The sequence below is a fragment of the Vreelandella janggokensis genome, assembly GCF_031451615.1.
Lineage (GTDB): Bacteria > Pseudomonadota > Gammaproteobacteria > Pseudomonadales > Halomonadaceae > Vreelandella > Vreelandella janggokensis.
This window is the reverse complement of record NZ_JARWAJ010000001.1, coordinates 1,119,034-1,145,526: the sequence shown is the minus strand read 5'-3', so window position 1 is coordinate 1,145,526 and position 26,493 is coordinate 1,119,034. Positions and strand designations below refer to the sequence as shown.

24 protein-coding genes are annotated in these 26,493 nt (G+C 58.2%); 6 read left to right on the top strand and 18 right to left on the bottom strand.

Features of this window, described 5'->3' with window-relative positions:
- Positions 1 to 6 precede the first annotated feature (6 nt).
- The 6 genes from QC816_RS05195 to QC816_RS05170 form a co-directional block, all read right to left on the bottom strand.
- Entirely contained in the window at positions 7 to 480 is a 474-nt protein-coding gene (locus tag QC816_RS05195) for a Na+/H+ antiporter subunit E (RefSeq protein WP_199283380.1), read from the bottom strand.
- Positions 477 to 1,994 carry a Na+/H+ antiporter subunit D gene (locus QC816_RS05190; protein WP_199283381.1) on the bottom strand — a complete coding sequence of 506 codons (1,518 nt, stop codon included), beginning with the start codon at positions 1,992 to 1,994 and terminating at the stop codon, positions 477 to 479. Before QC816_RS05190 ends, QC816_RS05195 begins: the two co-directional genes overlap by 4 nt.
- The gene (locus QC816_RS05185) at positions 1,991 to 2,338 is read right to left on the bottom strand and encodes a Na+/H+ antiporter subunit C (protein WP_199283382.1); all 348 of its coding nucleotides are present in this window, start codon (positions 2,336 to 2,338) and stop codon (positions 1,991 to 1,993) included. Before QC816_RS05185 ends, QC816_RS05190 begins: the two co-directional genes overlap by 4 nt.
- A complete protein-coding gene (locus QC816_RS05180; RefSeq protein ID WP_199283383.1) occupies positions 2,326 to 2,784 on the bottom strand; it encodes a Na+/H+ antiporter subunit B in 459 nt (152 codons plus the stop codon). Before QC816_RS05180 ends, QC816_RS05185 begins: the two co-directional genes overlap by 13 nt.
- Complete coding sequence (locus QC816_RS05175; protein WP_309781294.1) at positions 2,777 to 5,104, bottom strand: putative monovalent cation/H+ antiporter subunit A; 2,328 nt, start codon at positions 5,102 to 5,104, stop codon at positions 2,777 to 2,779. The genes QC816_RS05180 and QC816_RS05175 overlap by 8 nt, the downstream gene beginning before the upstream one ends.
- Before the next feature lie 94 nt (positions 5,105 to 5,198).
- Positions 5,199 to 5,717, bottom strand: a complete 519-nt coding sequence (locus QC816_RS05170) for an FKBP-type peptidyl-prolyl cis-trans isomerase (protein WP_309781293.1) — start codon at positions 5,715 to 5,717, stop codon at positions 5,199 to 5,201.
- 98 nt (positions 5,718 to 5,815) lie between these two features.
- Here QC816_RS05170 and QC816_RS05165 point away from each other — a divergent pair, with 98 nt between their 5' ends.
- Positions 5,816 to 7,183: an AmpG family muropeptide MFS transporter gene (locus QC816_RS05165; protein WP_199283386.1), complete on the top strand. Its 1,368-nt coding sequence runs from the start codon at positions 5,816 to 5,818 to the stop codon at positions 7,181 to 7,183.
- A 3-nt stretch (positions 7,184 to 7,186) separates the two neighbouring features.
- On the opposite strand, the gene QC816_RS05160 is transcribed toward QC816_RS05165, so the two are convergent.
- The gene (locus tag QC816_RS05160) at positions 7,187 to 9,016 is read right to left on the bottom strand and encodes an SEC-C metal-binding domain-containing protein (protein ID WP_309781292.1); all 1,830 of its coding nucleotides are present in this window, start codon (positions 9,014 to 9,016) and stop codon (positions 7,187 to 7,189) included.
- Positions 9,017 to 9,168: 152 nt separating this feature from the next.
- Between QC816_RS05160 and QC816_RS05155 the strand changes: the two genes are divergently transcribed.
- Positions 9,169 to 9,762 carry a GNAT family N-acetyltransferase gene (locus QC816_RS05155; RefSeq protein WP_264823193.1) on the top strand — a complete coding sequence of 198 codons (594 nt, stop codon included), beginning with the start codon at positions 9,169 to 9,171 and terminating at the stop codon, positions 9,760 to 9,762.
- Here the strand turns inward: QC816_RS05155 and QC816_RS05150 are convergent.
- Entirely contained in the window at positions 9,759 to 11,006 is a 1,248-nt protein-coding gene (locus QC816_RS05150) for an ABC1 kinase family protein (protein WP_309781291.1), read from the bottom strand. The genes QC816_RS05155 and QC816_RS05150 overlap by 4 nt on opposite strands.
- Positions 11,007 to 11,178: 172 nt before the next feature.
- On the opposite strand from QC816_RS05150, the gene QC816_RS05145 reads away from it, so the two are divergent.
- Positions 11,179 to 13,104 carry a DNA topoisomerase III gene (locus tag QC816_RS05145; protein ID WP_309781289.1) on the top strand — a complete coding sequence of 642 codons (1,926 nt, stop codon included), beginning with the start codon at positions 11,179 to 11,181 and terminating at the stop codon, positions 13,102 to 13,104.
- A gap of 53 nt (positions 13,105 to 13,157) precedes the next feature.
- On the opposite strand, the gene QC816_RS05140 is transcribed toward QC816_RS05145, so the two are convergent.
- Positions 13,158 to 13,679, bottom strand: a complete 522-nt coding sequence (locus tag QC816_RS05140) for an MgtC/SapB family protein (protein ID WP_309781288.1) — start codon at positions 13,677 to 13,679, stop codon at positions 13,158 to 13,160.
- A gap of 47 nt (positions 13,680 to 13,726) precedes the next feature.
- Complete coding sequence (locus tag QC816_RS05135) at positions 13,727 to 14,632, bottom strand: LysR substrate-binding domain-containing protein (protein ID WP_309781286.1); 906 nt, start codon at positions 14,630 to 14,632, stop codon at positions 13,727 to 13,729.
- 120 nt (positions 14,633 to 14,752) lie between these two features.
- Between QC816_RS05135 and QC816_RS05130 the strand changes: the two genes are divergently transcribed.
- The gene (locus QC816_RS05130; RefSeq protein ID WP_264823200.1) at positions 14,753 to 15,454 is read left to right on the top strand and encodes an FMN-dependent NADH-azoreductase; all 702 of its coding nucleotides are present in this window, start codon (positions 14,753 to 14,755) and stop codon (positions 15,452 to 15,454) included.
- Positions 15,455 to 15,567: 113 nt separating this feature from the next.
- Here QC816_RS05130 and QC816_RS05125 read toward each other — a convergent pair whose 3' ends face one another.
- The 5 genes from QC816_RS05125 to QC816_RS05105 form a co-directional block, all read right to left on the bottom strand.
- The gene (locus tag QC816_RS05125; protein WP_309781285.1) at positions 15,568 to 16,086 is read right to left on the bottom strand and encodes an MgtC/SapB family protein; all 519 of its coding nucleotides are present in this window, start codon (positions 16,084 to 16,086) and stop codon (positions 15,568 to 15,570) included.
- Between the two features lie 67 nt (positions 16,087 to 16,153).
- On the bottom strand, positions 16,154 to 17,440 hold the full coding sequence (locus tag QC816_RS05120; protein WP_199283393.1) for a cation:proton antiporter: 1,287 nt from the start codon (positions 17,438 to 17,440) through the stop codon (positions 16,154 to 16,156).
- Positions 17,441 to 17,606: 166 nt separating this feature from the next.
- Positions 17,607 to 18,239, bottom strand: coding sequence for an O-methyltransferase (locus QC816_RS05115; protein WP_309781284.1), 633 nt, complete (start codon positions 18,237 to 18,239; stop codon positions 17,607 to 17,609).
- A gap of 133 nt (positions 18,240 to 18,372) precedes the next feature.
- Positions 18,373 to 19,734 (bottom strand): CHAD domain-containing protein, encoded by a 1,362-nt coding sequence (locus tag QC816_RS05110; RefSeq protein ID WP_309781283.1) that lies wholly within the window; start codon positions 19,732 to 19,734, stop codon positions 18,373 to 18,375.
- Positions 19,735 to 19,787: 53 nt separating this feature from the next.
- Positions 19,788 to 20,195, bottom strand: a complete 408-nt coding sequence (locus tag QC816_RS05105; protein WP_422823724.1) for a DUF2784 domain-containing protein — start codon at positions 20,193 to 20,195, stop codon at positions 19,788 to 19,790.
- Between the two features lie 625 nt (positions 20,196 to 20,820).
- Between QC816_RS05105 and QC816_RS05100 the strand changes: the two genes are divergently transcribed.
- Positions 20,821 to 22,134: a DUF2254 domain-containing protein gene (locus QC816_RS05100; protein ID WP_268901414.1), complete on the top strand. Its 1,314-nt coding sequence runs from the start codon at positions 20,821 to 20,823 to the stop codon at positions 22,132 to 22,134.
- A 347-nt stretch (positions 22,135 to 22,481) separates the two neighbouring features.
- A complete protein-coding gene (locus QC816_RS05095) occupies positions 22,482 to 23,015 on the top strand; it encodes an invasion associated locus B family protein (RefSeq protein WP_085918737.1) in 534 nt (177 codons plus the stop codon).
- A 353-nt stretch (positions 23,016 to 23,368) separates the two neighbouring features.
- Here the strand turns inward: QC816_RS05095 and QC816_RS05090 are convergent, their stop codons facing one another.
- The 3 genes from QC816_RS05090 to QC816_RS05080 all read right to left on the bottom strand — a co-directional run bounded on the left by QC816_RS05090 (position 23,369) and on the right by QC816_RS05080 (position 26,482).
- The gene (locus QC816_RS05090) at positions 23,369 to 24,481 is read right to left on the bottom strand and encodes a mechanosensitive ion channel family protein (RefSeq protein WP_309781282.1); all 1,113 of its coding nucleotides are present in this window, start codon (positions 24,479 to 24,481) and stop codon (positions 23,369 to 23,371) included.
- A gap of 88 nt (positions 24,482 to 24,569) precedes the next feature.
- The gene (locus QC816_RS05085; protein ID WP_199283401.1) at positions 24,570 to 25,544 is read right to left on the bottom strand and encodes a calcium/sodium antiporter; all 975 of its coding nucleotides are present in this window, start codon (positions 25,542 to 25,544) and stop codon (positions 24,570 to 24,572) included.
- Positions 25,545 to 25,675: 131 nt separating this feature from the next.
- Entirely contained in the window at positions 25,676 to 26,482 is an 807-nt protein-coding gene (locus QC816_RS05080; protein WP_309781281.1) for a M48 family metallopeptidase, read from the bottom strand.
- Positions 26,483 to 26,493 lie beyond the last annotated feature (11 nt).

The window sequence follows — 26,493 nt, the reverse complement described above, 5'->3', positions numbered from 1 at the left end:
CTCCTCTCAATGGAACAGCTCCAGAGCGCGGCGCTCAAGCTCGGCTAGGCTCCGGCGCAGCTCGTCCTCGTTGTCGAGGAACATGGCGTGGATGTAAAGCACCCGGCGGTCGTCGGAGACGTCCAGACTCAAGGTGCCAGGCGTCAACGAGATGAGATTGGCGACGAAGGCAATCTCGAACTCGTTGCTCGCCTTGAGCGGCATCGCAATCACCCCCGGTTTCATGTACCAGGGCGGCGTAATGATGTCGAAGGCCACCTTGAGGTTGGCCAGCAACAGTTCCTTGAGGAAAAAGCCGATGAACATGATCAGCCGCGGCAGGCGCTGGGCGTGGCCCGCCAGCGCGGGCACCTGGGACTGGATCAACGCCAGCACCAGATAGCCGAACAGCAGACCGGCAAGCAGGTTGCGTCCGCTGAAGTCGCCGGTGAGCACTACCCAGGCAAACCCCAGCAACAGGTTCCAGGCCGCACCGATCATGGCATTACCTCCTCAGCCTCGCCCAGCACTGCTTCGATGTAACGAGACGGATCGAGCAGTTCGGTTGCGGAGGCTTCGGCCAGAGAATAGATCGGCTCGGCGTTGAGGCCGATGAACAAGGTGCACAGTGCCAGCCCCACCACTGGCGCGGTCATCAGCCACATCTCGCGCTGACCCAACGCTGGGTAAGGGTCGGCATCGCCATCCTCCGGAGTAGCCTTCCAGAATACCTCGTTCCAGATCTTGACCATCGAATAGAGCGTCAGCAGGCCGACCAGCAAAGCGATGAAAGTCACGCCCCAGGCTTCGGCCTCAACGCCCGCACGGATCACGATAAACTTGGCGAAGAAGCCGGACAATGGCGGCATGCCCGCCAGTGAAAGAGCCGGAATCAGGAACAACACGGCCAGCCAGGGATGGCTGCGATACAGCCCGCCCAGTTGCTTGAGCTGATAAGTCCCGCGCAAGCGGTGCACGATGCCGCTGACCAGGAAGAGATTCGTCTTCACGATGATATGGTGCATGATGTAGAAGACCCCGCCGATGATCGCCAGTGGCGTGAACAGCGCAAGCCCCAGGATCATGTAGCCGATCTGGCTGACGATGTGGAACGACAGGATGCGCCGGAACTCATATTGGGCCGCCGCGCCCAATACGCCGGAGAGCATGGTCAGCCCTGCCCCCCAGAGCAGGATCTCATGGGTATAGCCGGGGCTCTGGTTGAAGATCAGCGTGAAGACCCGATACAACGCGTAGACACCCACCTTGGTAAGCAGCCCGGCGAACAGCGCCGAGACCGCCACTGGGGGCGTGTGGTAGGAAGCTGGCAGCCAGAAGAACAGCGGAAAGGCCGCTGCCTTGATGCCGAAGGCGACCATGAACATCATCGCCAGCACATCGACCATGCCAGTGTCTTCCAGCGTGGCGAGACGCCGGGCGATGTCGGCCATGTTGAGGGTACCGACCATGCCGTAGAGCAAGCCGACGGCCACCAGGAAGATCACTGAGGACACAAGGTTCAGGGTCACGTACTTGATCGCGCCCTCCATCTGGGCCTTCTCGCTGCCGAGGATCAACAGCGCAAAGGACGCCACCAGCATTACTTCGAACCAGACGTAGAGATTGAAGATATCGCCGGTGAGGAAGGCCCCGGCTACCCCGGCCAGCAGCAGGTGCATCAGCGGGAAGTAGCCAAACTTCTCGTGGCCTCGACCAACAGTGGCCAGGGAGTAAAGCGCCACGGCAAAGCCGATGATACCGGTGAGCACCACCATGATGGCGCCCAGCAGGTCGGCCACCAGGCTGATACCGAAGGGCGCCTGCCAGTCACCCATGTGCATCACCAGGATGCCCTCGCGATTCACCGTGGCCAGCAACCAGATGGCGGTGGCCAGCAGGCCACCGGTGCCAGCCACGGCGACGAAACGTTGCATGCCGCGGGAGCGCCAGAATACCAGCGAGACGGCCCCGGCAAGTAGCGGGATCAGGATGGGCAGCGCAACTTGGGGCATCACGTGTCGGTATCCTTCATCTTGTCGAGGTCATCGGCGCGAACAATCTCCCAGGCACGCCGCACCAGTACCACCGCAAAGGACAACACGCCGAAAGCGATGACAATGGCGGTAAGCACCAGGGCTTGTGGCAGCGGGTCGGCGACCGCCCCCTCTGGCGCCGTCATGCCTGGGGGGACCAGCGGCGGCGCCCCGCGAGTCATTCCTGCGGTAACGAAGATCAACAGGTTGGCCGCATTGGAAAGCAACATGAGTCCGATCACCAGCTTGACGATGGAGCGGCGCAGCATCATGTAGATAGCGGTAGCGAACAGGATGCCGATGGATACAGCCATCAATGGTTCCATGTGGCCTCCTCAGGGTCGGGTTGATCCTCGTGGTCGGTCTTGATCAGGGCGCTGATGGCAGTGAGCACCGAGCCTAGCACCACCAGATAGACGCCAATATCGAATATAAGCGGCGTCGACGCCTTGAAGTCGATGATCGGGATGGTCCACCACTGGGCGGTAAAGAAAGGATCGCCGACCCACCAGGCAGGCAACGTCGAGAGCACTCCCAGCAGCAATCCCATACCAACCAGATCCCGCGGCGAGACCTTGAGGATGGCGTGCATGGCCCGTCGCCCGAAGGCGAAGAGGTAAAGGGCGAAGGCCCCCGCCGCTACCAGCCCGGCGATGAATCCCCCGCCCGGCTCATCATGGCCGCGCAACAAAAGAAACACGGAGAACAGCAACTGCAACGGCATCAGCAGCCGCGCGGCAACCGTAAGGATCAGCGTGCCCGGTTTAATCATCGTATCTCTCCGGCGGAGCCGAGGGCTTGGCGTCATACTCCTCGGCGTGGAAGCGCATCATGGCATAGACACCGATGGCCGCCAGGGCCAACACGAACATCTCCCCCAGGGTATCCAGCGCCCGGAAGTCGACCAGGATGACGTTGACGATATTGTGGCCATGGCCCAGCGGCTGACTGTTCTGGACCATGTAGTCGGAGATCCTGGGCAGCCGCTCGCCACCCAGTACTGAGAGCATCAGCAGCGTGACCATGGTGCCCATCAGGCAGGCGACCACCAGGTCGCGCAGGCGCTCTGTCGTGGTGGAAAGGGTGGCGAAGCGCGGCAGACGAAATAACACCAGGACCAGCAGGATGACCGTCAGGGTCTCCACCAGCAATTGAGTGATGGCCAGGTCCGGCGCACTGAACAGCACAAAAGTCAGGGCGATGGAGAAGCCCATGATACCCACCGCGGCCACCGCGGCCAGGCGGGAGCGCATCACGCAGGCTGCCACCGCCCCGGCCACCATCAGACCCGCCGTCACCACCTCGTGGAAATAGGCGTCCACCGAAAAGGGAAAGCTCGGCGAGTGCCGGAAGAATAGCGCATGGCCTACCAGACCCAACAGTACCAGTAGGGTCATCACCAGATAGTTACGGATGTAGCCGTTCTGCAGCATCCGCGTCTGCCATTCGGCGACCGCCACCAGGCCGCGCATCATGGCCTCATAGCCGGCCTCCGGGCCACGGGTCATGAGCGGTTCCAGCCGTGTCAGCGCGGCGCGCACACGATCCCAGTGGCGGAATACCAGAATACCTAGCGCAAGGCTGGCCAGCGACAGCATCAGCGGCAGGTTGACCCCGTACCAAAGCGTCAGGTGTGCTGCCACCTCAGCGGTACCGATCCCGGACGCGGTGGCCGACACCAGGCTATCCAGCAGACCCGGCACCAGACCAAAGACCAGTGACAACCCAGCCAGCAGCGCCGGCCCGACCAGCATGTCCATGGGCGGGTCGTGGGGCGAACTGGGCGTCGTACGACGCTCCCCGAAGAAGGGGCGCAGCACCACGACGGCCGCCACCGCCAGCGTCAGGAAGGCCGCCGTGAAGGCCAGCAGCAGAACCAACCAGCGCCAGGCCTCCGCCTCAAGCACCGCCTTGAACATCAGCTCCTTGCCCAAAAAACCCAGCAACGGCGGCAGGCCGGCCAGGGACACCCCGGCCACCGCAGCGACGACGGCAGTACGCGGCATCAGCGAGCGCAAGCCGCCCATGGCGGTGACGTCCTTGGTGCCGGTCTCATGATCGAGGATACCGGCGACCATGAACAACGCGCCCTTATAGAGAGAGTGAGCGAGCAGAAAAACCACGAAGGCAGTCAGGGCACCCTCGGTGCCAATACCCAGCAGCATGGTCAGGGTGCCCAGCGCCATCACCGTGGAATAGGCCAACTGCTTCTTGATATTGGTGTGCTGAATGGCCAAGAAAGCCCCAGTGGCCATGGTCAGGGCGCCCACCAGTGACAGGGTAATCACCCAGAGTTCGGTCCCGCCCAGCGAGGGATGCAGGCGAGCCAGCAGATAGACGCCCGCCTTGACCATGGTCGCCGAATGCAGATAAGCGGAGACAGGGGTGGGCGCTGCCATGGCGTTGGGCAACCAGAAATGGAAAGGGAATTGGGCCGATTTGGTGAAGGCGCCCAGCAGCACGCAGACCAAGAGTGGCGCATAGAGGGAATGCTCGCGCAGCGCCTCGCCCTGGCTATTGAGTTCGACGAGTGACCAGCTATCGCCGGCCACCCCCAGCATGGCGAAGCCCGCGAGCAATGCCAAACCACCACCCGCGGTGACGAATAGCCCCTGCAACGCCGACTTTCTAGCCTCCGGGTCGGTGTGGTTGAAACCGATCAACAGGTAAGACGTGATGCTGGTGAGCTCCCAGAAGACAAACAGCGTCACCAGGTTGTCGGCCAGCACCAGGCCCAGCATCGACATCATGAAGGCGGTGATTATCACCAGGAAACGAGCAAGATCGCGATGGCCGCGCAGGTACTCGCCCGCGAAGACCAGCACCAGGGTGCCGATCACCGTGATCAGCATCGCGAACAGCCAAGACAACCCGTCGATGAAAAAGGTCAGGCTAATGTCGAGCCCCGGCACCCAGGCCCACTCCAGCAACAGCGACTCGCCGGCCAGTATCTCCGGGGCCAGCCCCAGCAACCAGACAGCCATCAGCGCAGGATATGCCGCCATGACTCGCGCCGTGTGCCCACCGAACCAGCGATGCAGCAGCGGGGCTACCGCCGCCAGCAAAAATCCCATCAATAAGGCAAGTTGCATCTGGCGGTATCTCCTGTGTTCTCGCCCCCACGTTCAAGGAGCAAACTTTAGACTAGTCAGCGCTGGCTTGCCAATCAACGGTTTAAAGTACCTTTTAAAGTACCTTGCGGTCTTCTACCTTGCTGTAATCGGTATCCGGCGGTAACGGATGTCCTTTGGCCAGTTCCGCCCTTGTTGCCTCGCGGATAGTGAGCACGTTGACCTGGTAACGCAACGTATGGCCTGCCAGAGGGTGGTTGGTATCGATGCTCACGTTATCCCCATCAAGGCCGAGCACCGTAACGATCTGTGGCCCGGCCTCTCCCTCAGTTTGAAAACGGCTGCCTACCTCAAGCGGGGTATTCCCGAAGGAGGCACGGCTGACCGTTTGCACCAACGCCTCGTTATAAACCCCGTAGGCGTCTGCCGGGGCCAGCATTACGCTAAGCTCGGCACCTGCTGGCTGGCTTTCCAGGTCACGCTCAAGCCCCGGCAGGATATTGTCATGCCCATGCAAATACTCGAGCGGCTTATCCCGCGACTGGGAATCATCCAGCAGTTGTTCTCCGCCATCGTTCAACACGTCATACAAACGATAGTGCAAGGTAATCACCTGATGTGCTGAAATCGACATGCAAAACTCCTCTCCGGTAAGCTGTTGGCTGTGTGTCCAAGCGTGGGCATAGCGTATCATCAGGCCGCTGTCACCGTCTTACTCTGGAGTCGCATTTCATGCCCACCCCTACGCCCCAGCGCAGTTGGCGCGCCGCCCTGGCGATTTACCTGCGTGCCCCGGTCATTACCATGCTGTTTTTGGGGTTTTCCGCCGGACTGCCCTTCTTGCTGGTGTTCTCGACGCTTTCCGCCTGGCTGCGCAGCGACGGCGTAGAAGTCGCGGCGATTGGCTTTTTCGCCTGGATCGGCATGCTCTATTCAATCAAGTTTTTCTGGGCCCCGGTGGTCGACCGCCTGGCACTGCCGGTCTTGACCCGCCACTTCGGCCAGCGACGGGGTTGGATGTTGCTCGCCCAGGCAATGATCGCCGCCGGACTCGTCGGTCTCGCGGGGCTTGAGCCGGTGGGCAATCTGGGATGGGTCGCGGCCTTTGCGCTGCTGGTGGCTTTCGGTTCCGCCACCCAGGATATTGCCATCGATGCCTTTCGTATCGAATCCGCCGAGGACGATGTACAGGCGGCCATGGCGTCAACCTATATCATCGGTTATCGAGGCGGGTTGATAGCCGCCGGGGCGCTGGCGCTGTATGTCGCCTCGGCGGTGTCATGGCAGGTGGCGTACCTGACCATGGCGGCGCTGGTGGGTGTCGGCGTGGTGACCGTACTGGTGCGCCCGGAACCCAAGCGGGCCTCGTTGACGGTGCAGTTGATTCACGAACCCAGGGTGCGGGCGTTCATTCGAGCCAGTCGGGGCAAACCTAAGCTATTGCGACGCATCGGCGCCTGGGTGATAGGCGCCATCGTTTGCCCTTTCACCGACTTCTTCACCCGCTATGGGATCAAGGCGCTGTGGCTGTTGGTGTTTATTGGGGTGTTTCGCATCAGCGATCTGGCCATGGCCTCGATGGCCAACCCGCTCTACATCGATTTGGGGTTTTCATTGGAGACCATCGCCAACGTAACCAACGTGTTTGGCATCGTGATGAGCATTGCGGGCGGCATTCTTGGCGGCCTGCTGGTGGCCCGCTACGGCATCGGGCCGCTGCTGATCTTCGGCGCAGGGATTGTGATGGTCACCAACCTGTTATTTGCAGCGCTGGCGCTAATTGGCAACCAACTACCCATGCTGGTGCTCACGATTACTGGCGACAACCTGGCCAACGGACTTGCCAGCGCGGTATTCATCGCCTTTCTTTCCAGCCTGACCTCCCGCGCCTATACCGCCACCCAGTACGCGCTGTTTTCTTCGTTAATGACGCTACCCGGCAAGTTTCTCAGCGGTTTTGGCGGGCTGGTGGTGACTGGCCAGGGCTACGCCAGCTTTTTTGTGCTGGCCACCCTGCTGGGCCTGCCCGCCATTTTGCTGGCCATCTGGATCAATCGCGACAAGGAGCTCGTTCCCGCCCCCGTCGCGGCCACCCGCTAACGCTTAACGGCTCGCCGGGCGGTGGGCATCAAGCCAGTCCAACGCCCCCGGGGTCGTCCGCCACTGATCGCGCATCAGTGTGCGGTATTGCCAGGCCTCGGCTCTCGAGCCAGGATCAACCTGACCATCGGGATGGGGCATGACCGGACGTGGGTTTTCAGCGCAAATCATGTCCAGCGTATAGCGGTTATGGGTAACCACCTCCTTGAGCGAACGTTCTGCGGCTTCGTGATGGCCAAGGCGGTATAGCGCCAGCGTGCGGCCCATTAGCAGCCCCAGCTCCAGCGAACCATCGCCACTGGCTTGTTCGGTGAGCGCCAGCGCCTCTTCATTGCGGTCGTCGCGCAGCAGTTGGTCCAGTACCAGTTCACGGAGCCCCAGGCTGTCTTCCTGATCGATCGCCAAGAGCTCTTCGGCCAGTTCACGTGAATGCTGACGCGCGCCGCGCTCCATGCCCACCACCAGGGCCAGACCAATGCGCAGCAGGATGGCATTATTGGCATCGTCCCAGCGCAGGCTACCTTCGCCCTCGGCACGAGCCTGGGTCAGCCAGCGCGAGAGACGTTTGGCCAGCGGTGCCAACAGACTGGGGGCCATCCACGGCAAGCTGCCAAAACGGCTAGTCAGGGCCAGCGTCAGGTCCTGCACCACTTGAGGCGCATCCAGCCATTCGGGGTGGGCGCACAACGCCGACATCCACTCTACTGCGTTGCCCCATGGCTCGCCGCGGAAACCCAGCGCTACGTCGTCATCAACCATGACCTGAAACTGCTCGTGCCAGGCAGCGAACAGCGTCGCTTCGCGTGCGCTGACGTGGTACTCCAAATGCCCGGTATCAGGATTAGGGGTGATGTCGATCTTCGGCGCAGTGGGGAGCGCGGCGAGCAGCGCCTGCAATGAGATTAGAGGCGTTGCCAAGTCTTCTTCAGCACTGAGCAACTGATCCGCCAGGGTAGCACCGGGGTTGTCCGCCAGCGCCGCCAGGAAATCGAGCTGATCGTCGTCAAGGTCGCCCTGCCGGACCAAGCGGCGATACCAGAAATTGGCGCGCTCCTTGGCTTCACGCTCGTGCCCTTCATGCAGCAGCAGCATGGCTTCGATATACGCCAGCGTCGGCGAATCCGGCAATGCCTGCTGGGCTTTGACAAACGCTGCACGGGCGCTATCCAGGTCATCGTTGTCCAGGTGCGTCAGGCATAGCCGTTCAAGTGCCACCCCGCGCAGGAACAGCGGCCCGCGCTCAAGGACTTCGTCGAGCAGGTCGGCACGCTTGCGGGAAAAACCACGTTCCTGGTAAATATCCAGCAGAATTTCAAACGCGGGTTCAGCCTGTTCAGGCAGCCGCGACCAGTCGCTGCCATCGAACAGCGATTCAAGAATCTGCATGGCGCGGCCGCTTTGGCCACTTTCAGCGGCAATCAACCCGGCTTCAAGCAGTGCCTGGGGCAGCGCACGCTGGCTATCCAGCGCGGCTTTCAGGGTCGCGCCCTTCCACTCGCGCAGCGAGAGCATCCACATCATCTGCTCGGGGATTTCAGTGGGGAATTCGACCCGCGCGCAGCACTGCTTGAACTTGTGACCGGAATCGCACCAGCACGGCTCATTTCGACCGGGCGTGGCAAGGGATTCGCAGGCAAAATCCAGCCGTTCCAATGGCGTTTGCGACCATAGAATGGGGGCAAGCGCCTGAGCCGTCGCCAGATCATCATTGAAATATTCCGCCCCCTCGGCACGCACCCAGGTCATAAAATCGGGGTAGTGTTCATCCTGCCTGATAGCCGAGAGTGCCCCGGAGGCAAATCCCAGCAGCTGATCGACCCATACCGCCAGCATTGCCGTCTCCACTTATAAAAGACCCTATTGAAAAGCGACATAGTCTAGCATGACCATTGGGGGCACGCAGAGAGGATTGGCAAGATCGCCAAGGGCTGCCAGCGGGAAACGCTTCTACCCACCCGGCCAACGTTTATCTGGAGAGCAACCCAATGGACACATTGACACTAACCACCTGCCAAGGGGCCGAAATAACGCCTCATGTCCAGGCACTGGCACGCCTGCGCATTGAGGTATTTCGTGACTACCCCTACCTCTACGATGGTGACCTAAGCTACGAAGCGGATTACCTGGGTCGCTACGCGGATAATCCAGACAGCCTGTTCGTCCTGGTCTTCGACGGCGAATCATTGGTGGGCGCCGCCACCGGACAGCCGCTGGCCGATGAAGTCGACGAGTTCCGTCGCCCGTTCCAGGCCAACGGCATTGATCCCTCGAGCGTGTTTTATTATGGGGAATCGGTGCTGCTTCATGATTACCGTGGACGCGGCATCGGCAAACGCTTCATGGCCGAACGAGAGGCACATGCCAAGCTCAGAGGGTTTGATAGAGTCGCTTTCTGCGCTGTTGAGCGCCCCGCCGGCCATCCACTGGCGCCATCCAATTATCGTCCGCTGCATGACTTCTGGAATGCCCAGGGTTACCAACGCCACCCAGAACTCGCCACCACTTTCGCCTGGAAAGATATCGGCGAAAATGAAGAAAGCCACAAATCAATGGTGTTCTGGATGAAGCGTCTCGATTAAGCCACTCGGGCCCATTCAAGCAGGGGGGCCGTCCGCGAGTGCATATCAAGCCTTGCCTGTAAGCGCACCAGGTTCCAGTAATGGCCATTGAGGGCGCGTGAAAGTAGCAGCGTATCGGCGGGGGGCTGCAGACGGTCCATGGCCCCCCATACCTTGGGCGTCAGTTCGCGCAGGCGGCGATGGACGCGCACATCGCTGAAGTCCTGTTCACCGGGGCTAAACAGCGGCGCCACGCACTCGGCGGACTCGCGATAAAGCGATAAGGGGGCGCCCTGCCCCTGGCGGCCCCCCATTTGCATCAGCGCTTCATCCATTGCCATCGGATCATGGGCAAGGGTCGCGTTGAGGAGTTGCATCATCGCTTTCAAGCGGGTCTCGGGCACTGGAATCACCGCGCCAAAGTCGTATATCACCAACCGGCCTTGATCATCGGCCGCAAAATTACCCGCATGCGGGTCGGCGTGCAGCTCGCCGTAGGTAAACAATTCCTCGGTGATCCAGTCCGCCAACGCCACGGCGATTTTCTGGCGGGTGTCATCGTCAGCGCTTTCCAGATCGCGCAGCGGTGTACCACCCACAAAACGCATCGCCAGCACATGTTGGCCGGAAAGCTCAAAAAGCGGCTCGGGTATCACCAAGCGGCTATCGGCCTGGTAGCGTTCGCGGTAACGGGCCATGGCATCGGCCTCGGCGCGATAATCAAGCTCGTCGCGTAGCCCCGCTGCCAGCTCTTCAAACAGCGCATCCAGGCGCGCCTGGGGCACCTTGAACCAGCGGCCCAATCCCATGATACGCTTTACCTGCTTGAGATCGCTTTCCAGCACGTCGGCAAGCCCGGGGTACTGCACCTTTAGCACCACTGTTTCGCCGGCATGGGTGACCGCCTTGTGCACCTGCCCCATGGAAGCGCTGGCGAAGGGCCGCTCTTCGATGTCCCGAAAGTGCGAATCCAGCTCGCCGTACTGCATCACCAGCGCCTCGCGTATGCGCGGCCAGGGCATCGGCTCCGCCTGGCGTTGAAGGCGCGACAGCTCCTCGGCCAGGTCCGGCGGCAAGAGGTCATCCCACTGGGACATGATCTGCGCCAGCTTCATGGCCGGGCCTTTCAGCTCGGATAGTCCCTCAAATAGCGCCTCGCCCAGAGCCCGCCAGTCTGCCTGGCCACCCAGGCGTGTCTTGAGTAGCGCCCCGCCAGTGCGTGCCCCCAACCCCATCAAACGTCGTGTTCTGCCGCGATCTCGCATTTAAGTCGCCTCGTTGAGCATCTGACAAGCAGCTTACGCAATCCTATCAAATTATACAAAAGCTATACGCATAATTACTGAACATCATTTCCTCGACAACCCCTACTATGCGCTTCCGGGTGTGGTGTCTGTTACCATATTCCTACGTTACACAATTTAAGGCATCTCCCGCATGCGCTTGATTATCGCCGAAAAACCCAGCCTTGCCCGGGCAATTGCCGATGCACTTCCCGGGAGCGGAAAACGACAGGACGGCGCCATTCACTGCGGCGATACCACGGTTACCTGGTGCCTGGGACACCTCCTGGAACAGGCAGCCCCGGAGGCCTACGACCCTGCCGATAAACAATGGCGATTGGATCGGCTACCCATTGTGCCGCAGCAGTGGAAATTGATGCCGCGCTCAAAAGCGCGCGGGCAACTGGCGGTGATACGCAAGCTGATTAAACAGGCAAGCGAGGTCGTTCACGCCGGTGACCCGGATCGCGAAGGTCAATTGCTGGTACAGGAAGTGATCGACTACATGAAGTACCGCGGCCCGGTACAACGGCTGCTGATCAGCGACCTCAACAGGCCCGCCGTCAGCCGCGCCCTTGCCAGTCTGCGACCCAACGCCGAGTACCAGCCACTGTTCCAGGCGGCCCAGGCACGCGCCCGTGCTGACTGGCTCTACGGCATCAATCTGACCCGCGCCTGGACGCTCACCGGCCGCCAGGCAGGCCACGACGGCGTGCTTTCCGTAGGTCGCGTACAAACCCCGGTGCTGGGCTTGATCGTGCGCCGCGACAACGCTATTCGAGACTTTGTGCCCCACCCTTTTTACCCCCTTTGGGTCGACCTCAAGGTTGCTCAGGGCCAGCTGCGCGCCTGGTGGGCACCCAAGGAACACCAGCCATTAGATGACCAGGGGCGCTTGATCGACCGCCGACCCGCCGACGCATTGGCAGCGCAGCTACCCGGCGCCTCGGGTCAATTGACCCAACTCGACCAGCAGGAAAAACGCCAGGCACCGCCGCTGCCGTACTCGCTCTCAGCCCTTCAGGTCGACGCTGCCCGCCGTCACGGGCTTTCTGCACAGGTAGTACTGGATATTTGCCAGCGGCTATACGAGCAGCACAAGCTGATTACCTACCCGCGCTCCGACTGCCGCTACCTGCCCGAAGAGCACCTCCCGCTTGCCCAGCGCAGCCTGAGCGGCGCCTGCCAGAACGATGAAGCCCTTCAACAGTGGCTGAAAGGCGCGGACTTTTCGCTACGTTCCAAAGCCTGGAACGACAAGCAGGTAGGCGCCCACCACGCGATCGCCCCCAGCGGCAAGCCAGCAGATTTCAACCAGCTCTCCGCGACCGAAGGGCATGTCTTTCGATTGATCGTACGCAACGTTATGGCCCAGTTTTACCGTCCGCTGCGCACCTTTGAGGTAAAAGCCGAGTTTACGCTGCTTAATGAAGCCTTCCGCGCTCGCGGCCAAAGCATTCTTGACCCCGGCTGGAAACCGCTGTTTACCACCCGCGATGAAAGCCCGCCGCTGCCGCCGCTCACCCAAGGAGAAACCTGCCAGGCGATGGGTGCAGGCGTTGAGGAGAAGGAAACCCGCCCACCGGAACCCTTCACCGATGCCAGCCTGATCAAGGCAATGATGAACATCGGCCGCTACGTAGACGATCCTGCCGTGCGTCGCACCCTGCGCGACACCGATGGCCTGGGCACCGAAGCCACCCGCGCCGGCATCATCGAAACCCTGGTGCAGCGCGGCTACCTGGTCCGCAAGCAAAAAGCCCTGCGTGCCACCAAGCTCGGCAGCGCGCTCATCGCCGCCTTGCCCAGCGCCGTGAGCACGCCGGAACGCACCGCGCTTTGGGAACAGCGACTGCGCGCTATTTCCGAACAGCAGGATGACGCCAACACCTTTCAGCAGGCATTACTGGACGACTTGCGCGGCCTGCTCAGCCACAGCGACGCCGCCAGGCTACGCAACAGCCTGCAAACGGCACAGGGCGAAGCCGGTGGCCCGGTGAAGCGCGCTAGTAAGCCGAGAAAACGTTATAGCAAGAAGAAAGCCAACAGCAGGGGCAGTCGTAAAACAACAGTGCAGTAAAGCTAACGCCTTATCGACTTGGCAGCTAATGGGGCAATGGTCGTTTGGTGCCCTCAAACATCAGAATCATCTTCATCATCATCATCCCCTAAGTGTGACGTTTTTTTCTTGCTGATCGGGCGCGAAAAGAAAGGCACCACGTAAAGCACCATCCAGGCCAGCAGCGTACATAAAACGGCTGTTTGCTCACGCCCCAGACCAACGGCTACCCCAATGGCGGCCGTCAGCCAAATACCGGCCGCCGTGGTGAGTCCTGACGTGCCTTGTTCGTCTTTGCGGGTAATGATGGTGCCGGCACACAGAAAACCGATGCCTGCAATGACACCCTGAATGACGCGACTCATCTCTGCATCAGAAATACCCGTCTGTTCAGGAATAAAAATGAATAAAGCAGCACCCATGCAGACCAGCATGTGGGTCCGTATACCAGCCGCCTTGCCTCGCTGCTCTCGCTCGAGCCCCAACAGGCCACCGAGAACAGCTGCCAATAGTAGCCGGATCACCACAATGATGAGTTCGCCTAAGTCGTTGAATTCCGAAAACTCGGAGGCGATGATATTTCTAATTGCTTCCACCTTTTCACTCCTGTTGATCCAGTCTGGTAGCCCTTCATATCCACACGTCAGGGCGATGGCGCACAAAGCCCACCCGGCACCGATTTCACCCACTCCCGTATAGCCAGAATCGTCGGATCGTCCCGGCGGCTTTCCGGGTAAACTAGAAAAAACGGCTTGCCTTCAAATGCCGGGCCGAAAGGTTGCACCAGGCGCCCTTCCTCCAATTCATCCTTAATCAACTGGCGACTCATCAGCGCAACGCCCTGTTCACCCACGGCAGCTGAAATAGCATGGGTTTCGTCAGAAAACACCAGACCGGCACTAACGTCCAGTCCAGGCACCTTTGCCTCTTTTTGCCACGCTGCCCAATCAAGCGGCGAAGAAATAGCCCCCTGACTACTGAAGTGAATCAATGGGTGCAACGGTAAATGCGCCACCTCGTGCAGACCAAGGCGTGGACTGCAGGTCGGGATGAAGGTGTTATCAAATAATTTTTCCGCTACTAACCCCGGCCAGCGACCATCGCCATAACGAATGGCAATGTCTGCCGTTACCCCATCCAACGCTACCGGCTCGTGAGAAGCATGAATGCGCAGATCAATGTCTGGATGCGAGTCACGCAGTAGGCAAACCCATGGCAGCAACCAGCGCACCGCGACCGCAGGCGTCGTGGAAAGCGTAATGGTTTGGCGAACGGGCACAGCGCTTAGCCGCTCGACCGCGTGACTGATGCTGTCAAACGCGCCTTCCAACACCTGCAGCAGCTCCCGGCCCTGGGAAGTCAGTTCCAACTGGCGTGGTTTACGCACAAACAAGGCAATGCCGAGCGTTTCTTCAAGCCCACGGACCTGGTGACTAATGGCAGTGGCCGTCACCGAGAGCTCCTGTGCCGCCTGCTTGGCACTTTCATGACGGGCAGCAGCCTCAAAAGCGCGCAGTGCCGAAAGTGAGGGTAAACGTCGATAGCTCATGAATGAATTTTAATCACCTATGCCGACAAGAAAAGATCGTTTGTTCGCCTCTACAAGCAAGGCCTACGCTGATTCTGTTGTTAATCATAGATGAGTTCAGTTCAGATTAGGAGACCAATCATGCCACATATTCTGCAGATAGATGCCAGCGCCCGCCCCGGTATTGCGGGAACCGATAAGCACGGCTCCCATAGCCGCCACCTCACCCAACGGTTTGTCAGTCAATGGCAATCAGGTCGCCCCCATGACACGCTAACTTATCGCGATATTGGTCAAAATCCGCCGTCCTTTATCAGCCACGATTGGATCGCGTCAGCGTTTACGCCTGAAGACCAGCGAGAACCCTGGATGAAGGATGCGTTGGCAGAGAGCGACCTCTTGGTGGATGAATTAATTGCTGCTGATATTGTGGTGATTGGCGCGCCGCTTTATAACTTTGGCATGCCGGCCGCCCTCAAGGCGTGGATCGATCAAGTGATAAGGCTTGGCCGCACAATAGATTTCGATGACACCAATCCCATTGATCCTCCCATCCCGATGCTCACGGATAGATCAAGGCATGCTGTCATTCTTAGCGCCAGAGGCAGTATCGGCTTTGACCCTGGTAGAGAAATGGCGCATATGAACCACCTCGAGCCAAACCTCGCCACCGCGCTTGGCTTTATCGGCATTACCCGACTCCACTACATCGCCATTGAGGGGCAGGAAGCTGGCGGTGAGCTACTGGCAAACTCTGTGGCCGAGGCGATAGGCAAGGTTGAAGCGCTGGTCGATAAACTACAGATGTCGCTAGAGACCACTCCGATATCCGAACCGGCCTAGATCTCAAAGGGAGCTATTTTCAAGTAAACAGTCAACATTAATAGGTGCGGTGATCGCAAACCCAGGATATCCGCACCTTTTGAATCTATTTAATACTAGCGAATAGAAATTCCTCATTTAACACCAGAGTTACCTTCACTTAGTTTTGCATAGGCAGCTTTTTTCTGGCTGATTGAGTGTGAAAAGAAAGGCACCATATAAAGCACCAGCCAAGCCAGAAGTGTGCACAGTACCGCCGTTTGCTCACGCCCAAGGCCAACCGCTATGCCGATGGCCGCTGTGAACCAAATACCGGCTGCTGTGGTAAGCCCTGTAGCAGCCTGATCATTCTTGCCAGTGATGATACTTCCGGCGCAAAGAAAGCCGATCCCGGCGATCACGCCTTGAATAACTCGGCTCATCTCCGAATCAGAAATACCTGCTTGCTGGGGAATCAATATAAATAACGCAGCGCCCATGCAAACTAGCATATGGGTGCGTATTCCAGCCGCCTTGCCGCTCTGTTGACGCTCAAGGCCCAGCAGGCCACCTAGCAAGATAGCCATCAGTAGTCGAACTATCAAAACAATAAGCTCACTTATGTCATTGAAATCCGAGAACTCGGAAATAACGACACTGCGGATCAATTCCATCACTTCATTCCTGTTGGTCACTAAAAAGCTCAGGCCTGCAAAGGGTAAATGGAGGCGCCAGGCCTGCTCATGGCCACCACTTTGTCATCATCGGTTTGACGGTTAGTCCGTGGACGACGATCGAGAGCACGATGACCACTAGCGTGATGTGGATGAATTCCACGGCCAGCGCTTCCGGCAGACCAAAGACGATCGCGAACATCAAATAATAGATCGAGCCGATTCCACGTACGCCGAACCAGCCAACCAGCATCTGCAGCCGCATCGGTGTACCAGAACCAAGCAGACCCAAGAATACGCTGGCGGGGCGAACCACGAGAAAAAGGAATAGCGCCACCCCGACGGCCCTTAAACTCCATGAGTCAAGAAACAACATTCCACCCAGTAGCATGACCAGCACCAGCTCGGAGAGCCGCTCCAGTGACTCCTTGAACAACATGGAACCTTCAGATACTTGAGTGCTATTCGGTGGCGTCGGCTCTTCGGAATTAACCGGAATTTGCCGGTTAAAGCCCGTTTCTTGGTTAGGCCCGTGAATACTCGCCAGCTTAAGCTCCGACTGACGAAGTGAAATAGCCGCCGCGAAAACGGCCAGAAACCCCCAGGCATCGAGTAGCAGACAGACGCCATAGACCACGCCGATCAAGCCCATACCCAGAAAGTCATCCAGCAACGGGCCTTCGTTACTGAGAAAGCGCTGTTTCCATACAAGCTGTGCTAATAAGCGCCCCATTACGAGCCCGACAACCAGGGCAACGATTGTCGACCATAAAACATCCTTTAACACCCAAGCCCCAAGCAGTTCGTAACTAACCGGGGAACTGAGCATTGCCAGCCCCAGCATGACAAACGGAAAAGCACTGCCGTCATTCATGCCCGCTTCACTGGTCAGCGTGAAACGTAAAGGATCTTTATCCCCCATGTGCCGGACTTGAACATCGGTGGCTAAAACGGGATCAGTGGGTGCCAGAATAGCCCCCAGCAGAATCGCCGCCCCCAGTGGCAAGGCCAGCACGTAATAGCCAAACACAGCGGTCAGGACGACACTGATGGTCATGGAGATAATCGCGAGCCGAACGGGGGCATTCCACTCCCGCCATTTGAACGGCATCGGCATTTTCATTCCCGCGATAAACAACGATACGAGAACCGCAATTTCAGCGAGCACTTCCAGCAAATGCGCTTGTTCTAACGGATTAAAATGAAATGCTCCCAAGACCGACGGGCCAAGAGTCACCCCAATAGCCAAATAGACAATGGAAGGTGTCAGTCGCAGGCGATGTAGAACGGGCGAACGCAACCCCATCATGATCAGCAGGGTTCCGATCAATACAAACCAGGTAGCGTTGGTCACAGGGATTCATCCGAGGCGGGTTGAGTAGCAGTGTGGCGCATGAAAGCTGTCCGGTCACGTACACAATACGATGGCACCCACAAAACTGGCGATCACCTCAGCTAAATCGTCATTCCATGTTATGGAACAAAGCTGCCAAAATTGCCGGTCCCTGTAAGCTATGCCGCTAAAAGGCACACCGGGTGACCAGGAACTGTCCATTCCCGACGGGTACTGTGCAGGTAGTGACATCGGCATCTGCCGATACCAACGTCATAAAAGAATCCATTTCATCGGCGTGGGACGTGGCGTTGTCAACGACAAGAAGCCCGCCCCTGCGTAGTAAACGTTTGATGGTAGGCCACCAGGCCACATACGCCGAGCGTTTGGAATCTAGAAAAACAAGGTCGCAGCTTTCGTCATGCATTGCTTCCAGCAGGCCGCCCGCTTCCCCGCGAAGCTGGGTGATGACATCAGAAAGCCCCGAGCGCTCAAAGTTACTGGCCGCTAGCTCAAGCTTGAAGTCAGATTGCTCAATTGTCGTCACGTGCCCGGCAATCTTTTGTGCCGCCTGAGCCAGCCACAAGGTGGAATATCCGTTGGACGTGCCAATCTCAAGCACACGCTGCGCGTTGGTCGCCTGAACCAGCACTGACAGAAACTCCCCGGTATCACGGGTAATATTCAGCATTCGCCTTGGGCGCTCGGCGATTGCCGCGTCGTTTTCCTGCCCAAATTGCTCCAATTCGACTAGCAGCGCTTGTAATGACTCACTTGACCCGGAAGGCGAAATCCCGCTTCCTTGAGATTTTTTAGCCATCCCAGGACTCCTTTGCGTTTGACCGTATAGTGTTGAGGCTCAAGTGCTTGACCATGGAAAGCCATGTATCGCCATGCAGAACTGCACGGTTTCAACTTAACGCACCTGATGAGCTTCGCCAGATGGGTATCAACTAGCGGGCCAAAGGAGCCAATGCCAATACCTCATTGCGCAGTTCGTGCTTTCGCTTCTCCAACGAAGCGCCCCATGACGCGCACTCTTTCTTCTGTTCAGCGTCGTTATCAGCGCTTTCGATGAAGGCATTTAGCCAGGCTTGTCGAGTGCATAGATCCTGAAAGTCACCGAGCAGGCGCTGACGGTGCTTCAATTCTGCCAGAAACGACTTGGGGACCTTGGGATTCAGATCGGCCAGATAACGGATGCGCTTCACGCCCTTGCGAAGTTCGTGCAAAGCAGTGTCAGAGCTATCTGAAGACAGTGCTGCCAGATCCTCATCGTGACGCGCAATGCGCTTATTGAGCACCGCCTTGATACGCTTGGGCGTCAGCTTGGTGAGCGCCTTCTTGACGTCATCGGAAGCGATAAACCTCTGCCAGTTTTGCATTTCCTCAGCGTAGGCTGGCGCGCTTAACTGCTCGCAAAGGGCTTGATGGCCTGCCCGCTGGCAATCCTGAAGACATTGCTGCAAAGCTTGACGAGTCGCGGAAGAAAGCGGCGGTGACGTATTGCCAATATCCTCCAGAAACACGTCAAGGTCGCGGAGGTCGCTGGTGGCCCGGGCACGGTGCTTGAGCCGCTTAAGCATTTTTTTCAGGCCAGGCACTTTGGTAATGGAACGTACGGATTCGCCCACTGCCCGGCTGCGACGCAGGTTAACTCGGTACTGATGCAGAAATTCAGCATCAACACCTGCGATCACCCCCGGCTCCAGGGCCCTGACCATCCGGTACTGGTGCTCGAGCATGGCAAGGAGTCGGCTGGACGTGTTGCCTTTATGATCAGATGGTTTGGGGGCAAGGCGCTTGAAAAGTGAATAGCTGGCCTCTTCCGGGGTCAGTCGTCTCACCAGCTCCGCACAGTCAGGTTCCATGGATGACCAGGGTGTATCGGGCAACGTGAAATGCAGCACGCTGCCGGTAGGCAGCGACGTCGGCGTTGCCTTATTGAGCCAGCAGGCGAGATCCACAAGGGCCGGATTATGGCCAATAACAAGCATTTTTTCGGGTTCATCAGGCAGTGCTTTGAGCCATGCCAGTAGTTCTTCACCGTCGAAGGTGTAGAGAGCGTCGTCAAATTGAGGCTGATTGATGAGTGCTCGTTCTGGCAACTGCGCGGCGATGTCGTCGAGGGTTTCCCGCGTACGAGCCGCCGTGCTGACGTGAACCTGCCCCTCCAACGCTTTCCAGCGCTGCAGCACAGGGGCCATTGCCGTCGCCTGACGCTTTCCCCGTTTGCGCAACGGCCGTTGGTAGTCGGTCATATTGTCACTGGGTTGCTTGGCCTTGGCGTGGCGCATCACGAAAAGATGCCGCATGTATTCGCTCCTCATTGCGACATGATTAACCAAGTTTAGTACACCCACACATGCTAGCGAACCCGTTTACGTGGCCGCACCACCCACCAACTCGCCAGCACCAAGCCGCCAAATATGCTGTAAACCACACCAAACACCCAGTCCGGCGCGCTGTAGTAAAGAAGGCTGTGCAGCCAATACTGAATAAATGAACCGGCATAAGTGGCCGCCCCCGCCTCGGTTCTGAGCGCCATTTCCCAGGTCGTCAGCGGACAGACCATCCCCAACCAGGCTTGCCCCACGACGTAACCGATGGCGCATAAATGCACGATACGAAAACCGCGGTGACGCACCCACTGCCACGCCAGGAAGTACCCTGCGTAAATAGCCAACAGGCCTAATACCACGAAGGCTACAAATAGTACGTGGAGTATCAGGATGGCGTCTGCGAGCAACAGTAATAGCCACTGTTTAGTTATCACGATTCATTCCGTAGATGCTTCAAGCCCGCAACGGCAGCGCTGCGCCAATTACCATGAACAGACCTCTGCAAACGCGATTAAACCCTCGCCTAGCACGTTCTAGCCAGTGTCGAATGCGGCTAGCAACGCTTGCCAAACATGCAAAGAGCAATAACGATGACAAACCCTATCGCGCCACCCGAAATCGTAAACAGCGTCTTGCGGCTTCCGTGAAGCCCACTGGGACCAGGCGAGAGCGACAAGCCCACACAACTGGCGAAATAGATAAACCACATATCCAGCTGCATTGGCCAACTCGTGAATCCCCACCATTAAGCGCCTGAAAGATGCAAGCACAAGCTGCCTACGATACACGGCAATCCTGGCATACCTCGCCGATGGAATGCACTGTTTACAGCGCTTATGCGGCGCTCGCTGTATTCCTCCGCATCTCGGGAAGGCGTACACTCTCCAGATACAGCTTCTCGCCTGGGCGTTTTCTGGGTTGCCTAAGGGGTTCAGGCGCGGGATAACGAAGACAGCATATGCGCGGCCGTTAGCTCGACTGGGTTCGACGTCGGACCTGCCGCCTGGATTTTTACAAGTCGGCCTCAGAACCTTGAGCCTAACCACAGAGGATGGAATTATGGCTCAATCAAAGCTGTTCACCCTGGACAAGCTGCGCTTTGCTTTTAGTCGGATTAGCGAGCGTCTCTGGGTCAAGCCACTGCTCCTTTGCGTGCTTTCTATAGGCGGTACCTTCATCGCCATGCTCGCTGACACGATGGGGCTGTCGAGTGTGCTACCGGATATCACCCTGGCGTCTGTCGAATCGCTACTGACCATCATGGCGTCCAGCATGCTGGTGATTGCAACATTTGCAGTGGGCTCCATGGTGGCCGCTTATGCATCCGCCAGCACCGGGGCAACTCCCCGCTCCATACCGCTGGTGATTGCGGATGACGTTACCCAGAACGCATTGTCGGCATTTATAGGCGCCTTTATCTTCAGTATCGTTTCGCTGATAACCATCCAGAATGACATGTTTGACGCGGCAGGCCGGTTTGCGATCTTTGCACTGACGCTTTTGGTGTTTGCCATTGTCATCATCACATTCGTTCGTTGGGTGGACAGAATCGCACGGCTAGGCAAGGTGGTGAATACCATCGAGAAAGCGGAAAAGGCCGCAGGCGACGCACTGAACCGCCGTCGGCATGCGCCTTCACTCGGCGCGTTGACAGCCTCCCCGCATCAAGCGGCTGACAAGGGCATTCCTACCTGTTCTTCGAAAATTGGCTATGTCCAGCATATCGACCTGGAGACATTACAAGCCTGTGCTGAAGCGCACAATTGCCACGTAACAGTAGCGGTACTGCCGGGTACCTTTGTTCATACACACCTTCCATTGCTTCATATTGTTAAAGACGCCGAAGAATGCAAGGCGTTCGAGACAGAGGCTTTCTCCAGTGCCTTCACAATTGGCTCAAGCCGTACCTTTGAGGATGATCCTCGCTTCGGGCTGCTGGCGTTGTCCGAAATCGCCGACAAAGCGCTGTCGCCGGGCATCAATGACCCGGGAACCGCGATAAACGTGATTGGCACACTGGTGCGACTATTTACCCTTTGGCAATCCCCCGTAGAGATAGACCGGTTGCAAGCGATTACCTATAACCGTATCTCAGTGCCAGAACTGCTGATCGACGACCTGTTCGACGATGCTTTTACGGCAATTGCCCGGGACGGCGCGGGTATGGTGGAGGTGTCGATCCGATTGCAGAAAGCCCTGCTCGCTCTGGCCGGAACAGGTGACAGTGCGATGGTGGCGGCCGCCAGAAAACATTCAAGGATGGCACTGGCCCGTTCAGAAAGCGCAATGTCGCTTCAAGACGATATCGATGCTGTGCGCAAAACTGCTGAGTTTTCGGCATTGCCACCCATAACAGAACCAAGCTCACTATAACGGGTCTTCCACTCGGTCAGACTCTCAACACGGCGTTGACCAGCCAGCCGTTATAGGCCACTACCTCCAGCAGTAGCATGCTCGCCTCGATGCGATTGATCCGCCCCTTGCCGCGAACCTCTTAGCCCATGATAAACAGCCCCACTACCTTGGCCATCATCACCGGCCAGTCCCAACGCATAACGCCGAGTTAAAACTGACCCATCCTTGGCAGTTAGCTGACAATTCAGGACTGCTTCGAGCGTCATTGAGCTCAACACTGACCCAAGGGGCTCGACCTCAAGCGAACAAGCAGGCATGGTGAGTATTATCATCCATCATCCGTGAACCAACAGGAGATCAAGCTAATGCCGCGCTGTCTTGCTCAAAATCTATGCATCATGGGTCTATTATCGATCTTGGTGTTGTCTCCCAACGCCTTCAGCCAACAACAACCGAGTACGTCTACCGGTGATGATGTCACCACCGAGTCTTTCCAGGACTGGGAGGTGCGTTGCCGGCGTAATGCCGAGGGCCCGTCGCCTTGTGCGATGTCGCAATTGGTTACTCAACCTGGCAGCGACCAGCCCTTGATGCAGGTCATTCTCAACTACCCACCCCAGATCGATGATCCGGTAATGAGCTTCTTCGTTCCGCTGGGGGTGCGTCTGGCCGCAGGCTTGCAATTAAGTGTGGATAACGGTGAGCCAATCCAGTTCCCTTACCAAGTCTGCCAGGCGCAAGGGTGCCGTGCTGACGCCCCCATTGAGCCGTCGATGTTGCAGCAACTCCGCAGTGGCAATACGGCAACCCTCAGCATGATTGGTCCACGCGGCGACCGCATGGACCTGGATATTTCTCTGATCGGCTTTACCGACGCCAATAACCGCCTCAACCCCTGATCGTTGGGGCCTTGCCCGACAATGCCGGTCCATAAGGACCGGCACGTCGATACGATTGCCCCCTTGCCGCGACCCCCAAAGCCCATGATGAACAGGCCCGTTACCAACAGCTCGCCAGTCTCCGGGAGTTCAAGGAGCGCCTGGCGACCTATTCCGACATTAAGCAGGAGTGGTACCGCAACCCACAAGCGCTGACGCCCGCCCAGCGCACTCTGACACACGCTGAGCCTCGGCCAGTGCCTGACCGAAACCTGGCTAGAATGGATTGAGAAAGTGATGGAGGAGCAACAGGAGTAGCGAGTGGTGAGCCTAGGCTTTTCATGTAAGCCGAGAGACCGGCAAGCTTCATCAACTCAAGGTTTTGAGCTTCTGGAAGGCCCTGAACGATTCAGTTTTTCGCCGCCCTCAAACTCCGGAGAAGTATCCTCCAATCGCGCCCGAAGGCGAGGCAGTTGCGAGGGGTAATGCTGCTGTATAAATGTCACCAACCCTTCACGAATAGAGCATCGCAGGTCCCAATTTTGATTGGAGTTCGGTGCACTCATAAGGAAGCGGACCTGTATCGCCTGTTCATTGGCGTCGGTCACCTGAACCGTCGCTACCTTGCCATCCCACTGCTTCATCGTATCCAGCAAGCGCGAGAACTCCTGGCGCAGCGGCTCGATGGGCATGGTGTAATCAACCCAGATAAAGACTGCGCCCTGCAAATCCGCTGTATTCCGCGACCAGTTCTGGAAAGAGTTCTCGATAAACCACTGCAACGGAACGATAAGCCGACGCTGGTCCCACACCCGCAGGACGACATAGGTTGCAGTCACTTCCTCGACCCAACACCACTCGCCCTCCACAATCAGCACATCATCAATACGAAACGGCTGGGTGAGCGCAATCTGAATGCCCGATAACAGGTTGCTGAGTACCGGCCGTGCAGCAAAACCCAGGACAATACCGCCAACACCTGCAGACGCCAGCAGGCTGGCCCCCACTTTCTGTACCGGCTCGAAGGTCATCAGCGCGGCACCAAAGCCCACAATGACAACGAGGACATTCAGGCAACGGACCAGGAAGCGTGTCTGTGTCTCTACTTTGCGGGCCCGTTTCCACTGTCCTTCCAATACCGGGTTCAGAAACACGATAACGTCGCCAATGACAGAAGTAAGGCGAACGGCAGCCCACGTCAGTGACAGAATCAGTAGCAAAGTGACCATCTGCTTCAACGGACTCAAGAGCAGCAGGCCATCCGGAGCGCCATCAAGCATAGCCCTGAGTACCAGCAGGCTGATAACCAAGCCCAGCGCCTTGTCAACCGCATCCAGAAACAGTCGGGGGACGGTTCGCCGTTTCGAAAAGTGCCGGATCACCGCTAGTGTCAGCCGGTAGAGGACGTAACTGGCTATCACGGCAAGCAACGTCAAAATGCCCGGCAACATCCAGGCCTGTAAACCTGCTTCCAAAGTTTTCAGCATTGCCTTCCTTCATTGGTCGACTGTTGGCCCAGCCGTGTATGGCAGCGTTCTAGCCTGGACATTAACGGGGCGCCATTACGCGACTCGATCAGACAGTCATCACAGCGTTGACCAGCCAGCCGTTGTAGGCCACTAACCCCAGCAGTAGCAGACTCGCCTCGATTCGATTGATCCGCCCCTTGCCGCGAATCCCAAAGCCCATGATGAACAGGCCTACTACCATGGCCATCATCACCGGCCAGTCGCGGAGCATGACCTCCGCTGAAAGTGCCTCCATCGGTGCGATAACACCAGCGATACCGACCACTGCCAATAGATTGAACATGCAGGAACCCACGACATTGCCAATGGCAATATCGTGCTCCCCCTTGCGAACCGCGGCGATCGACGATGCCAACTCCGGCAGCGAGGTACCAAGCGCCACGATCGTTAGTCCGATGATGAGATCACTGACGCCCAGGGCACTCGCCACGGAGACAGCCCCCCACACCAGCATCCGCGAGCTCACCAACAGCAGCGCCAGACCAACCAGGAGCCACAGGATGGCTCGGCCAAGTGTCATGGCATGCGAGGAGAGTTCCTGTTCAGTCTCGACGGCTAATGGATCACCCTTGCCACGCAGGGCTGCCCAGGTCGTCCAGGCCATCAGGCCGAAGAACCCCATCAGTAGCAACACCGACTCCAATCGGCCAAGTTGATCATTCCAGAAGAATGCCCCTGCCACGGCTCCAAACAGCAATAGCAACGGCAACTCACGACGGATGATTGTCGAATGCACCGCAATCGGCACGATCAGCGCCGTTACTCCGATGATCAGGCCAACGTTGTAGATATTGGATCCCAGCGCATTGCCGAGGGCCAGTTCAGGATTCCCGTCCAGGGCCGCCATGATGGACACGACGATCTCGGGTGCCGACGTGCCGAACCCGACGATGACCATGCCGATCACCAAAGAAGGCAACCCGATGTGCCCGGCTACCGCCGAGGCACCATCGATGAAGCGGTCAGCGCTCCACAGGAGCAGGACAAACCCCAGGATGATGGCCAGAATCGGTAAGATCACTACGTCTCCTCAATCGTTGTAAAGGGCACTGTTTGTAACCAGCCCGTCAGATGTCGGTATCTTTATCGTCGTCATGGTCGGAATGTCGTATCAGATAGCTGAAGAGACAGGATGGCAGATTATCTGGATCCTCACGATGTGGAACAGTCTGCAGGCGAGGCATTCTCGTAGGTTGCCAACGCTTCATCCATGGACGTTTCGAGCACCTTGATACGAGATTCGTGAGCGGGATGAGTCGAAAGAAACTCTGGAGGCTGACCTCCACCGGTAGCGGCCATATTGCGCCACAGCGCCACGCTCTCTTGCGGGTCAAACCCCGAACGGGCCATGATCGCCAGCCCCATCAGGTCGGCTTCTTCCTCATGGGTCCGGCTGAACGGCAGACTGATGCCGATCTGGGCGCCGATGCCCAAAGCCTGCATCAACTGCTGATGCCCCAGCTCACCCTCACCCAGTAATCCCACGACCAAAAGCCCGGCCTTGATGCCGAGTTGCTGGGTCAATCGCTCATTACCATGGTCAGCCAGCACATGGCCTACCTCGTGTCCGATCACCGCCGCGAGTTGCGCGGGTGTCTCGGCCACTCGAAGTAAACCGGTATGCACACCGATGCGCCCCCCAGGGAGAGCAAAGGCGTTGGGAGAAGAGTCCTCAAAGACGACAACGTCCCAGCGCTCAGGGAAAGCGAGCCCTGGGTAGCTTGCCTCAGCGCCCGCCACGACTTTGTCAGCCACACACTGTACCAGTTCATTCACCTGCGTATCGCGTGATACTGGCTGGCGATTGAGTAACTGGTCGAGGGTGTCCTCCCCCATCTGTGCCATCAGGTTTTCGGGCACCAATGCCAGTTGGGAACGCCCTGTTGGCGTCTCATCGCAACCAGCCAGAAGTGCCAGCTGCAATATGAACAGCAGGTGTAACGGGAATCGCAGACGCATCAACGGCCTCG